Annotated in this window: 12 protein-coding genes; all 12 read left to right on the top strand. The window is 42.9% G+C overall.

Annotated features, from left to right (window positions below; translation table 11 throughout):
• The first annotated feature begins 3 nt into the window (after positions 1 to 3).
• The 12 genes from DV740_RS09370 to DV740_RS09315 all read left to right on the top strand — a co-directional run bounded on the left by DV740_RS09370 (position 4) and on the right by DV740_RS09315 (position 13095).
• Positions 4 to 1212 carry an MFS transporter gene (locus DV740_RS09370; protein ID WP_118087922.1) on the top strand — a complete coding sequence of 403 codons (1209 nt, stop codon included), beginning with the start codon at positions 4 to 6 and terminating at the stop codon, positions 1210 to 1212.
• A gap of 39 nt (positions 1213 to 1251) precedes the next feature.
• Entirely contained in the window at positions 1252 to 1794 is a 543-nt protein-coding gene (locus tag DV740_RS09365) for an RNA polymerase sigma factor (protein WP_118087921.1), read from the top strand.
• On the top strand, positions 1791 to 2540 hold the full coding sequence (locus DV740_RS09360) for a DUF4367 domain-containing protein (RefSeq protein ID WP_118087920.1): 750 nt from the start codon (positions 1791 to 1793) through the stop codon (positions 2538 to 2540). Before DV740_RS09365 ends, DV740_RS09360 begins: the two co-directional genes overlap by 4 nt.
• A gap of 109 nt (positions 2541 to 2649) precedes the next feature.
• Complete coding sequence (locus tag DV740_RS09355; RefSeq protein WP_118087919.1) at positions 2650 to 3081, top strand: hypothetical protein; 432 nt, start codon at positions 2650 to 2652, stop codon at positions 3079 to 3081.
• Between the two features lie 118 nt (positions 3082 to 3199).
• Positions 3200 to 4102: a TraX family protein gene (locus DV740_RS09350; protein ID WP_118087918.1), complete on the top strand. Its 903-nt coding sequence runs from the start codon at positions 3200 to 3202 to the stop codon at positions 4100 to 4102.
• A gap of 74 nt (positions 4103 to 4176) precedes the next feature.
• A protein-coding gene (locus DV740_RS09345) for an IS3 family transposase (protein ID WP_242994257.1) occupies positions 4177 to 5597 on the top strand; the annotation gives its coding sequence in 2 pieces (ribosomal slippage) (positions 4177 to 4663 and positions 4663 to 5597; 1422 coding nt in all).
• 385 nt (positions 5598 to 5982) lie between these two features.
• Positions 5983 to 7146, top strand: coding sequence for a starch-binding protein (locus tag DV740_RS09340; protein WP_158561547.1), 1164 nt, complete (start codon positions 5983 to 5985; stop codon positions 7144 to 7146).
• A 56-nt stretch (positions 7147 to 7202) separates the two neighbouring features.
• Entirely contained in the window at positions 7203 to 8429 is a 1227-nt protein-coding gene (locus tag DV740_RS09335) for an extracellular solute-binding protein (RefSeq protein WP_242994255.1), read from the top strand.
• Between the two features lie 4 nt (positions 8430 to 8433).
• Positions 8434 to 9333 (top strand): carbohydrate ABC transporter permease, encoded by a 900-nt coding sequence (locus DV740_RS09330; protein ID WP_118087915.1) that lies wholly within the window; start codon positions 8434 to 8436, stop codon positions 9331 to 9333.
• Position 9334: 1 nt separating this feature from the next.
• Complete coding sequence (locus DV740_RS09325) at positions 9335 to 10177, top strand: sugar ABC transporter permease (RefSeq protein ID WP_117698341.1); 843 nt, start codon at positions 9335 to 9337, stop codon at positions 10175 to 10177.
• Between the two features lie 17 nt (positions 10178 to 10194).
• Positions 10195 to 12003: a glycoside hydrolase family 13 protein gene (locus tag DV740_RS09320; protein WP_118087914.1), complete on the top strand. Its 1809-nt coding sequence runs from the start codon at positions 10195 to 10197 to the stop codon at positions 12001 to 12003.
• 66 nt (positions 12004 to 12069) lie between these two features.
• Complete coding sequence (locus DV740_RS09315; RefSeq protein WP_118087913.1) at positions 12070 to 13095, top strand: LacI family DNA-binding transcriptional regulator; 1026 nt, start codon at positions 12070 to 12072, stop codon at positions 13093 to 13095.
• Positions 13096 to 13156: the final 61 nt, after the last annotated feature.

The following is a 13156-nucleotide window of genomic DNA, read 5'->3' as shown; positions in this document are numbered from 1 at the left end:
GCTATGACGCAATTACTGTTGGCAATTATTTATCTTGCGTTTATCAGTCTGGGACTGCCGGATTCCCTTCTTGGTTCCGCCTGGCCGACCATGTATCAGCAGTTTGGCGTGCCGATTTCCTATGCGGGAATTATTTCCATGATTATATCCGCCGGAACAATTGTATCCAGTCTGCAAAGTGACAGACTTACGAAGAAGCTTGGAACCGGAAAAGTAACTGCAATCAGCGTAGCTGCAACGGCGGTGGCTTTGTTTGGATTCTCTTTTTCCCACTCCTTCTGGGCATTGTGCCTGTGGGCAATTCCTTACGGTCTTGGTGCAGGAAGTGTAGATGCGTCTTTAAACAATTATGTGGCATTACATTATGAAAGCCGCCATATGAGCTGGCTCCATTGCATGTGGGGTGTTGGAGCAACGGCAGGTCCTTACATCATGGGAATTGCACTTTCCATGGGACAGGGCTGGAATATGGGCTATCGATATATTGGAATCATTCAGGTAGTGTTGACTGCGATACTTATTTTCAGTCTTCCGTTGTGGAAAGAGCGGAAAAGTCCGACCGAAAATTTGCAGAATGCAGAAATGGAACAGTTACTGGAGAATGTATCAGAAAAAGCTGGCACAACATCAGAAAAGGTTTTGTCACTCCATGAAATCTTAAAAATTGCAGGAGCCAAAGAAGTGATGCTTTGCTTCTTCTGTTACTGCGCACTGGAGCAGACCGCCGGATTATGGGCAAGCAGTTATCTGACTTTACATAAAGGTGTGTCAAGCGAAACAGCAGCAATCTTTGCAAGTCTCTTTTATATTGGAATAACGGTTGGGCGCGCCATAAGTGGCTTTATCACAATGAAATTAAATGATACACAGATGGTGCGGCTGGGACAGAGTATTATTGTCCTTGGAATAATGGCAATGGTGCTTCCGGGAAGCAATGCATTGGCACTGGCAGGTCTGATTCTCATAGGACTGGGCTGTGCGCCGATTTATCCTTGTGTCATTCATTCCACACCGGCACATTTTGGCGCAGACAAATCCCAGGCAATCATTGGTGTGCAGATGGCATTTGCCTATATTGGAATATTGGCGATGCCGCCGCTGTTTGGCGTGCTTGCCAGCAGGATTTCTGTGGCACTGCTGCCGTGCTATTTATTTGCAATACTGGTTGTAATGGTAATCATGCATGAACTTTTAACAAAGAAAACGGCATAAGCGTCGGAAAAAGTACAGCAGAGGAAATGGGAGCGTGTTATGTTTCAGTTACTTGAACTAATCGAAAATGAAGAGGACAGGGAATTTTGCAGGAAGTTGAGTGAGCAGTTTGACTCTGCAATGTACCATGTGGCATATGGAATTTTAAAGAATTCTGCAGATGCGGAAGATGCTGTGCAGGAAAGCTATATTGCAATTATAAATAATTTAGATAAAATTTCTCGTGAAAACTGTCATAAAGCGTGGAATTATATTGTTACTATAGTTAGGAGCAGAGCAATTAATGTATATCGTAGGCGGAACCGCGAAAGCAAGATGGACGAGGATACGATTGAAAATCTGCTGCAGGAGTCTCAGGGGGACGGAGAAATCTTTGAACTTCCGGATGGCAGCAGCATGTCAGAACTTATCGGCAGAATGAAATATCCATATAAGGACGTATTATATTTACGATATTATAATGAATTGAGCTATGAAGAAATTGCAACTGCTCTTGATACAACAGTTGACAATGCAAGACACATTTCCAGCAGGGCAAGGAAGAAGCTGCAGGAAAAGTTAGAGAAGGGGAATTCATTATGACAGAACAGGAACTGAAGGATGCCATTGCATCGGCGTGTAAGGCAGATTACGAATGCGCAATGGCTGCACCAAAGCATCGCTTTTCAAGGACATTTCGAAAGAAAATAAAAGTGCTGCTGCAACCGGACATGGGAAAACATACGATACCGGCACTTTATCCGGTGCATGGCAGACGTCGCGTCATTGTGGTTGTGGCAGTGCTGGTATTACTTCTTGGAACAACCGTAACGGGCAGAAGCTTTTTCCAGAGCCTGCTCGGAAAATATATTCTGACCGGGTATACCGACCATGTGCAACTGAATCTGGGCGAACCGGAGAAGCTGGAAATGGTGGCAATAGAGGACAACGCAAGGAACACAGCGGAGATTGGTGCTGAACCGGATTCGGAGGAAGATTTCGAATTTGTCTGCATGAAACCGCAGTGGGTGCCGGAAGGGTATACCTTGGAGAAAGAGGTTCATGAAGAAGGATGGGGAACATATGAACAATGTTATACAAACGATAAGGGACAATGCATGCTGTATCGGCAGATGAGTAACGATATAGTAGATAATCTAGGAATTAGTTCCAATGGAAATGAACAGCAGGAAGTTATGATTAAGAATGTGAAAGGATATTTTATTTCCGATGATGCACAGGATGAAGGAAGAGGGAATTTCGTTTGGGAAGATGGAAAGTATCTTTATATGATTGCAGGAGATTTAACAAAAGAAGAACTAATCCGGATGGCAGAAACAATAAAATAGTAAGTGAAATAAAATATTATTACAAAAAATAAAAAAATTGGAAGAAATTGTCATAAAACCTCTTTTTTATTTGTTACATAAGTAGAACAGGTGGAAAGGAGGTTTTGTAATGGAAAGAAAAATATTAAAAAAGAAAATCCTGAGTATTGCTTGTGCATTATGTCTTTGCATGTGTATGACTGGTGGTAGCACCGTAGTGTATGGAGCAGGTGTGGATAGCTGTGTAGACAAAATAGCAGAAGCAAGATATGCCAATATTGCAGCCTATAGTACAGGACTAAGGTTGAATGGTTCTACATTTACAGCGCGTGCAGAGGTTAATGCCAAAGTAAAGGCATCTATATCAACTACTATGACATTGCAGAGACAGTCAGGTACAAGATGGTCAGATGTAACAAGCTGGTTTGATTCTACAACAGGCTCTGGCTTAATTTTGACTAAGAATTACGTCGCAGGCACAAGAGGAAATTATCGTGTGCGTGCAGTTTATACTGTGAATGGTGAAACAATAACAACATATAGCAGTACAGTCACCTATTAGCAGCAAAGGGAGAAAGTTATTTCGAGATATAAGAATGAACAGAAAATACGGGAAAAAGCACGAGAGGCATGAGCAATATTTATATCGACGGTAAAATCGGTATATCAGAGGATGAAAAATGAACATATTCACAATCAAAATCATAGCATTAATCTTGATGCTGATGGACCATATAGGCGAGTTCTTTCCGGACTCGCCTATATGGTTTCGGTGGCTGGGAAGATTAGCGGCACCACTGTTTTTCTATGCACTGGCGGTGGGGTTCCAACATACAAGAAATCGAAAGAAATATCTGCTGCGTCTATATCTGGCAAATGTCGGAATGGTATTTTTTAATCAGATTATGTGTATGCTGCAGAGAAAACTGGACTATGTGGCGTATCAACCGAAAAATCATAATATATTTACAACCCTGTTTTGCGCCGGCGTGCTTATCTGTATATGGGAAAACCGGAAAGAGAAGAAAAAGTTTTTTACATACATTGGGATATATATCTTCTGGCAGGCTATGGTGATGGGACTTGCAATTCTGGCAGAGGCGTTTGATTACATATGGCGCGGTAATGCGCTGTTGCAAACAGTCTTACGGACAAATTATATTTTCCCACTACTGGGTGGAATCTGGGATGCGGAAGGCGGCGTGTTCTTTATTGCATTGGGAGTCTGTTTGTATTGTGCAGTAGAGGACAGGTGGAAGCTTACACTGTATTATATTCTATTTTGCGGAACATATCTGTTGATGTGCGAAGGAGATATCCTGTATCGGATAATGAATCGATTTTCTTTCTGGGGCTATCATAAATTAGCGGATATCATATATGTGGGAAGCTGGAGCACGGGCATTCCCCTTGGAACATCGGATTTATCCCTGCTTACGGAGTTTTATCAATGGATGATGATTGGTGCGTTGCCAATCATGCTTGCATGTAATGGAAAGCGTGGCAAAAGCCTTAAATGGCTGTTTTATGCGGCATATCCGCTACAATTTCTGGTATTGTATGGCATAAGTTATTATAAATAAGAAAGGTATATCGGCTGTGTACCGACCCCTAAAAGTTAGACCAAAAAATCTAACGATTGGAGGTCGGTATTTTTATGTCTAAATATAATTATGAATTTAAAAAGAAAGTTGTAAATGCTTATCTGAATGGAGAAGGCGGTTATAAATATCTCGCCGAGCAATACGGCGTTCCTTCTCATAGTAAAGTTAAGTTATGGGTGGATAATTATAAGTCTTTTGGAGATGATGGGTTAAAACGTTCACGTCAACAAGTAAAATATTCTTTCGAAAAGAAACTTTTTGTTGTAGAGTTATATTTATCAAGTGAAATCTCATATCAAGATTTAGCTCTGCAAGAAGGAATTACTAACCCGTCTATGATAGTTGATTGGGTTAATCGCTTTCGAGCAGCTGGACCTGATGCGTTGAGGCCACGTAAGAAAGGTCGAAAGAAAATATTGGATAAACCAGATAACAATACACAAAACAAACCACTTGTAGAATCTCCTGTTGATACAAGTGTAGAACATGTAAAGGAACTAGAGGATGAACTTCTTAAGTTAAGGATAGAGAATGCCTTTTTAAAAGAACTGAGGAGACTGCGTTTAGAGGACGAAGCAAAAATGAGAGAACGGCGCGAATCATCAGCAGCCTCCGAAGACAGTTCAAACTAAAATATCTTCTCTCATATACAGGAATGCCTAAAGCAACATATATGTATTGGCAAAAAAGATTTGATAGAGAAAATCCTGATAAGGAAATCGAAGAAAAAATCCTTGAAATTAGAGAACTTCACAAGGATTACGGATATCGTCGTATGCTAGGAGAACTTCGCAATCAGGGATATGTTATCAATAAAAAGAAAGTTCAGCGAATCATGCAAAAACTCGGATTACAGGTAACCTCATTTACACGCAGGAGTAGGAAATATAGTTCATACAAAGGAAAAGTTGGAACTGTTGCGCCTAATAGAATTCGCAGACGCTTTAACACACATATACCTCATCAGAAGATCACCACAGATACAACAGAGTTTAAATACTATGAAGTTGATGTTAAAGGACATATGACTATGCACAAACTTTATCTGGATACATTTATGGATATGTGTAATGGAGAGATACTAAGCTTTGGTATTGATAAACGCCCGTCTACCAAGAATGTAATGGATGCTCTAGAAAAAGCAATAGAAGTAACATCTGATTGTCCCTATCGAAGAACCTTCCATTCGGATCAAGGATGGGCATATCAAATGAAAGCATACTCATATCGCCTTAAAGGAGAACGAATATTTCAGAGTATGTCTAGAAAGGGAAATTGTCACGATAATTCAGTGATGGAAAATTTCTTCGGACTATTAAAACAAGAAATCTATTATGGTGTAGTTTATTATAGCTATGAAGAATTGAAATCGGAAATAGAACGATATATAAAGTATTATAACGAACAACGAATAAAAGAAAAACTAGGATGGATGAGTCCTGTGCAATACAGGCTTAGCCTCTTGGCTGCATAAAAACAGCGTAGCAGCCAATAAAATTGCTACGCTTAAAAGTCTAACTTTTTGGGGTCACGTCACTGCTGCCGGTATACCTTTTTTGCGGGAAATTCGCAAAGCGTATTTCTTACATTTTCCGGTATCTGGTAAGGAAACCACAGGGAAACTGTTTCGTTAATAATTCACAAAAATTTCCTCTTTGTGCACATTGATAAGAAATCACTGTGAAACATCTACAAAAAATCCAAAACAAATTAGTAAAAACCACCATAAAATAAGGGAAAACGATTACCTAAATAAGAATTGACCGACAATTTCGGGTGAAATATAATCAGCTTATCAAACAAAAAGCGCGCAGATTGTTTTGGAAGATACTGATGAAGGATGTATAGGAGGAATGTTTATGAGTAAAGTGATGAAAAAAATAATCGCATTTTGCTTTATGGCAGTATTGACGATAGCCATGATACCGCAGACAATAAAAGCAGACGAAGCAACGGATGCAAAGAAAGCAGTATATGTACAGGTGCCACAGGACTGGAAAAATCCATGTGTCTGGGCATGGGATGATGATGGAAATAATGCATTTGAGGCGTGGCCGGGCGAAGAGATGGACGCAGACAGCGCAAATGAAGGCTGGTATTACATCTGGGTTCCAACCTGGGTAAATCATGTGATTGTAAATGCCAATGATGGAAATGTCCAGACTGCAGAGCAGGTGCTGGATGGAGAAAAGGACTGCTGGATTACCGTAACAGACGCAGATAATGCAGAAGTAACCTATGACAAGCAGACCACCGGTGAGACACCGGAATATGTGGAGAAATTTGCAATCCATGCAAAAGTAGATGCAGGCTGGGAAAATCCTTGCCTCTGGGCATGGTCAGCACCGGATGGAACTAACGCATTTGAAGCATGGCCGGGCATGGAAATGAAGCAGGATGACAACGGCTGGTATACCGCCAAAGCTCCAATCTGGGTAAATTCTATCATTGTCAATGCCAACGAAGGAAGTGTTCAGACCGATGACATTTCTATTGATGCCGCAGAAGTCTGGGTAACAGTAGATGCAGACGGAAAAGCAGATTTTAGTTATACAGACCCGGATAAAGCAGAGGTGGCAAATATAACCGTACATGTAATCGCACCATCTGACTGGGATGCACCTTGCCTTTGGGCATGGTCGGCACCGGACGGAACCAATGCATTTACATCCTGGCCGGGCGAAGCCTTAGAAGAAGGCGAAAATGGATGGCTCATAAAAGAAGTACCGGGCTGGGTAAATTCCATTATTGTCAATGGAAATGAAGGAAGTGTTCAGACCAGTGATATTTCTGTGGATGCAGGAAAGGATATCTGGCTTGTGGTAAAAGATGCCGATAACTTTGAAGTAAGCTATGAAGAGCCACAGGTAGATGCGGCAGCAGAACCGGCAACCGAAGCTCCGGCAGAAACAGCAGAAGCAGGAAGCAACAATACTGCTCCAATCGTAATCGGTATTGTAGTTATTGCGGCAGCAGTTGTGATTATAATAGTTGTAGCAAAGAAAAATGCAAAAAATAAATAAAGATTAAACAAATAAGAACCAAGAAAAAGTCACAAGTAAAAGACAGGAGGACAGAAGTGAGAAGAAGAGTTAGAAGTAAATTGATGTCAATGGCACTTACACTTACCATGGCAGCAGGATTGTTAAGCGGCTGTGGCGGAAACAGCGTGTCAGAGACGGATAAGACTACCATAACAATCTGGCATGATAAAGAAGATGCAGTGGCGGAAGTCCTTCAGAAGAAACTGGAGGAACTGGAACCGGATGTGCATGTTGTGCTGGAGAAGAAAAGTGATTTGACAGAAAGCCTTAAGATGGTGGGAAGTGACCCGAAAGCAGCACCGGATATGTATTTCTTTGCCCATGATAAAATTGGAGTATATGCAGAGATGGACATTCTTGCACCGATTACAGACATTATCCCGGAAGAGGAACTGGATGTATATATGGATAATACCTTAGAGGCAGCAACCTACAAGGGAGAAATCTATCAGCTTCCTGTCTATTACGAGACTTTGTTATTCATGTATAACCGGCTTTATATGAAGGATGATGAAGTGCCGCAGACTACGGAAGAACTGTATCAGTATATGCAGAATAACACTGCCGGCGGACATTATGGCTTTGTGGAACAGCACAGTACGCCATACTATGCAGCAGGCTGGATCAATGGCTTTAACGGTACGATTCTCTCAGCTGATGGCACACCGGGGCTGGATTCCAAAGAAACCATTGCAGCCCTGGAATATCACAAGAAATTTGTGGATTTGATGCCGGGCGAGACGGAGTATGCAACGGTAAATACCCTGTTTAAAGAAGGTATGGCACATTCTACCATTGCAGGGCCTTGGCTGGTGCCAACCGTAAGAGAAAGCGGAATGGACGTTGGTGTGGCAGCAATGCCGGTAATTGACGGGACCGGAAATCCGATTTCTCCATATATGGGAGTGCAGGGAATTCATGTACTGAAAAATGCTGCAGAAAATAAGAAGGATGCGGTAGAAAAAGTACTTCGTGCCCTGATGGATCCGGAAGTAGAGGTGGATCTTGCAAAAGCAAGCGGCTGTGCACCGGCGATGGAAAGCTGCTATGAAATGGATGAAATCACATCAGATGAAGTGGTTATGGCAATGCACGATACCGCAGAACATGCAGTACCGATGCCGAATATTCCGGAAATGGATGTAATGTGGACGGTGGTTGGTAATCTTTTAACCGATGTCAACATGAGTGGAAAAGATGTGACGGAAAGTGCAGAGGCGGCGCAGCAGGAGGCATTGCAGTTGATTGAAAGTATGAGGTAACAAATTGAAGAAAAATAAGAAAAAAGAAATCCTGTTTGCCTATTCCTGGTCAGCACCATCCCTGATACTGATTTTGCTCATCGTAATCTTTCCAATCCTGTATACCGGGTACATTTCACTGACCAATATGAATGTGTATCACTGGAATAATTATGAGCTGATTGGACTGAAAAATTATAAGGATGCCCTGCTGGTGCTGGATAATGGCTTTATACAGGCGTTTCTGGTAACGGTTTTATGGACAATCGTAAATATGGTGTTGCAGCTTATCATCGCATTTTTGCTGGCAAACCTGTTGAACCTAAAGCGGCTCCGCCTGAGAAATTTATATAAGACGCTGCTGATTTTCCCATGGGCAATGCCGGGTTATGTATCCATTCTTCTGTGGAAAACAGGAATGTTTAACTCCCAGTTCGGTTTGCTCAATCAGTGGCTGGCAAAGTACAACATCGGGCCGGTAAAATGGCTGGGCAGCGATGGTATGGCATTTTTATGCTGTACCACCGTAAACCTCTGGCTGGCACTTCCATTTATGATAACGATTATGGACGGTGCATTGCAGAGTATTGAAAAGAGCTTTTACGAAAGTGCTGTTTTGGACGGAGCAACCTGGTTACAGAAAATGTGGTATATTACGATTCCGATGATCAAGCCAATCATTGCACCATCGGTCGTAATTACAACATTCACCACCTTTAAGCAGTTTGATATCCTGTTCCTGCTGACGCAGCAGGTGGGTGCCAAGACCGGGTCGAATCTGCAGACAATCCTGACCTATGCCTATGAAAAGGCATTTATAACGAACAATTACGGCTACAGTTCTGCAATTTCCATGATAATATTTGTCATTCTGATTGTATTTTCTGTGCTGACCAATATGAAGCCAAAGGAGGAGACGGACTAACATGAAGAAACGAACCAGAGAAAATATTGGACTCGTCTTTGCAAATATCTTTCTTATCCTGCTTTGCTTTGTGGTATTGGTGCCGGTATTGTATGCATTTTCCGTGTCCCTAAATGCGGATAACAGCTTATTGAGTACAAATTTTTCTTTCCTTCCGAAGCATTTCACCCTGGCAAATTATAAAGCAGTATTTACGGAAAAACCGATTATGCTGTGGCTGAAAAACAGTCTGATATTAGCAGTAGTAACCCTTGGCATTTCCCTTGGAACAGGAATTCCGGCGGCATATGTTTTCTCCAGAAAGGAATTTCCGGGCAGAAAAGCAATCCTTCGGACACTGATACTGCTCTATGCATTTCCATCCCTGCTTTCCATGACAGCGCTGTATAAGCTGCTGTCACCCATGGGACTGATTAATACCAGAACAGGTCTGATTATTGTATACACGGGAACCATGGCAGTATTTGCCCTGTGGAATATGAAAGGATATTTTGACACGATTCCGGTAGAAATTGAAGAGGCGGCAATGATTGACGGTACAACGCCTGTGCAGCTTGTGACGAGAATTGTACTGCCGCTTGCAAAGCCGACCATCGCAGTAACAGCCATGATGGTGCTTATCTATGTATGGAATGAATACATTTTTGCAATCAATTTTATGACAGGTTCCGATACCTATACGTTAGCAGCAGGCTTATATTCCCTGCAGGCAACGGAAATGAGCGGAAGCTGGCCGATATTTGCGGCAGCGTCCATTGTGGTATCGATACCAATTCTGATTGTGTTCTTTGCACTTCAGAAAAATATGACAACCGGACTGACCTCCGGAGGTGTAAAAGGTTAAGAAAGGCTGGACAGAGAATGAACAAAAGTGCAATTTTACATATACCCATGTCACAGTATGCATATGGAACAGACGAAGAGCATGTGACAATCCGGCTCCGTACAGCCAAAGATGATATCAAACGCTGCAGGTTGTATTTCGGAGACCGGGCATGCCGCCTGACACCGGTAATTTTCACGGAAGCAGAAATGCATGTGGTGGCAGGCAGTGAATTATTTGACTATTATGAGGTGAAGCTGGTGCGCCCCTATAAGCGGCTGTGCTATTATTTCAGGCTGGAAAGTGGGACGGAAGAAATCTATTATTACGGAGACTGCTTCAGTGCAAAACTGGTGGATGACCGCTCCGAATATTACCAGCTTCCTTTTAATCACAGAGCAGACATCGTAAGACCACCGGAGTGGGCGAAGGATGCCGTTATTTACAATATTTTCCCGGACAGCTTTGCTACAGGAAAAACGTATATCAGCGGCAAGCCAACAGAAGCTGCCTTTGAAGGAAATGTGGTAAGAGGAAAGCTGGGAGGCTGTCTTAAGGGCATTACCGAAAATGTGGATTACCTGAAAAACCTTGGCGTCAATGCCATCTACATTAATCCGATATTTGCAGCAGGCGAATATCATAAATATGATTTGCTGGATTATTTTCACATTGACCCATGCTTTGGAACAAATGATGATTTTAAAGAGCTGGTGGACACCTTCCATGCCAACGGAATCCGGGTGATTATTGATGGTGTATTTAATCATTGCGGCTGGCATTTCCCGGCATTTGAGGATGTGGTGCAGAAAGGCGAAGCATCCGATAAAAAGGGCTGGTTCTATGGATTGCAATTCCCGGTTATCCGCCCCAAAGACCCGGAGGAGTATCCGAATTACGAATGCTTCGGTTACGAGCGGATGATGCCAAAGCTTGATACGGCAAACCCGGAAGTGGCAGATTTTATCTGCAAAGTAGGGCGATACTGGGTGGAAGAATTTCACACAGATGGCTGGCGGTTAGATGTGGCAAGTGAGATTAATGATGCCCTGTGGCGCAGATTCTACCGGGAAGTAAAAGAAGTCAACCCGGAGGCAATCTTAATCGGTGAAGTCTGGGAGACTGCCAATCACTGGCTGGATGGAACCATATTTGATTCAACGATGAATTATGATTTCCGGAAACACTGTAAACGCTTCTTTGGAGAAGAGAGCATCAGCAGCGCAGCATTTGACAGCCGGGTTACAAATATGCGGATGCGTTACCGGGAACAGACCGTGTTTGCACAGTTAAATCTCTTAGACAGCCATGATGTGAGCAGGTTCTATTCCCTTTGCAATGAAAATGAATGGCAGTACCGGCTGGCACTGATTTTCCAGATGACATTTCCGGGTATGCCATCCATTTTCTATGGTGATGAGCTTGGCGTAACTGGAATTGAAGAGGCGGACTACCGGCAGGCAATGCCATGGAAAAAGGCATGCAAAGCAAAAACAATGGAAGAAAAGGGACTCCGGGAAAAATCTGGTGAACAGAATTCGGGCGATACTCTTTTTGACTTTATGCAAAGCCTGATTCGGTTGCGCCTGCATGAAGAACTGCTGCGAAGAGGTGATTTCCGCACGGTTTATACCCAGAAAAAAGGCGGGTTCTATATTTATGAAAGATATAGTGACACAGAACGGATTCGTGTTATGATAAACAGGAATGAAGAACCGATGGACGTTGCAGCATTTCTGGCAGAGCCGGGCAGCAGACAGAGCGAGATTCTGCTGGTGCATGGACTGCTGGGAAGCAAATTAGACGGCTACGGTTATGTAATAATGAAAGGCAGAGTGGAAGAGTGATAGCACGCATTGCATGGTAACAGGATATCGGGCAATAGCATGCAGATATGATGGCGGAAAATTATTTTGGCGCAGAAAGGACAGAAAATGGCGGTTACGATTAAGGATGTGGCAAAGCAGGCAGGAGTGTCTACGGCAACGGTCTCAAAGGTTATGAATGGCTCTTATTCCATTTCTCAGGAGACCATAGACCGGGTGAAAAAGGTTATGCAGGAACTGGATTACCATCCGAATCTCCGGGCGAGAAATTTTGTCACACAGTCTACAAAGACCATTGTCTTTGTGACCTCGCTGGGGAAGAATGCAGGATTTGCCAACCCGCATATGTTTGAAATGGTATGCGGAATGGAGCATGTCTTAACGGAAAAGGGCTATAGCCTTGTGATAAAGAATATGTCATCTATAGAAGCGAGGGATTATATCCACAAAGCAGCAGAAGAGAAGGCGGCAGACGGCTATATCATTCATGCGGCTGTAATTTCCAAAGAACTGGATGAAATGATTTTTCAGGAATCCATTCCACATCTGGTGATTGGCAATCCTAACTTTACCAGCCATTTCTGCTGGATTGATATTGATAACCGCCTGGCGGGTGAGCTGGCAGCGAAACATCTGCTGGAGCAGGGCTGTCAGTCCCTTGCATTTATTGGTGGAACAGAAGAGGATAAGATTTCCATGCACCGTCTGGACGGCGTGTTGTCAGTTCTGAATGAGCATGATGTGCTGGTGCCGAAGGATTATGTGCAGCGCGGGGAGTCCCAGTGTGACAGTGGCTATGAGATGACCAAAGAGATTCTTTCCAATAAAGTAAGACCGGATGGCATTATCTGTGCCAACAATTACATTGCCTATGGCTGCGTCAATGCATTACATCATGCCGGAATAGAGATACCTTCGGATATCAGGGTCATTACTTTTGATGATTATCCATTTTCACAGATATTGAAGCCGCAGCTGACCGTAGTAAATATTGATATGTATGACATGGGAATACAGGCGGGAAAATACATCCTCCAGAAAATCAGAAAACCGAATCTGTATGCCCAGTCTTATATTACAATCCCGACATTGATTGTAAGGCAGTCGACCTGATATCGTAGCTGACTGATATCGCTGCAATCAGATACGGCAGTTAATCAGACCCGATGGCCGG

The organism is Roseburia sp. AF02-12 (assembly GCF_003461765.1).
Lineage (GTDB): Bacteria > Bacillota > Clostridia > Lachnospirales > Lachnospiraceae > Roseburia_C > Roseburia_C amylophila.
Note: the sequence above shows the minus strand (reverse complement) of the source record. Positions and strands in the feature narration are given on the sequence as shown.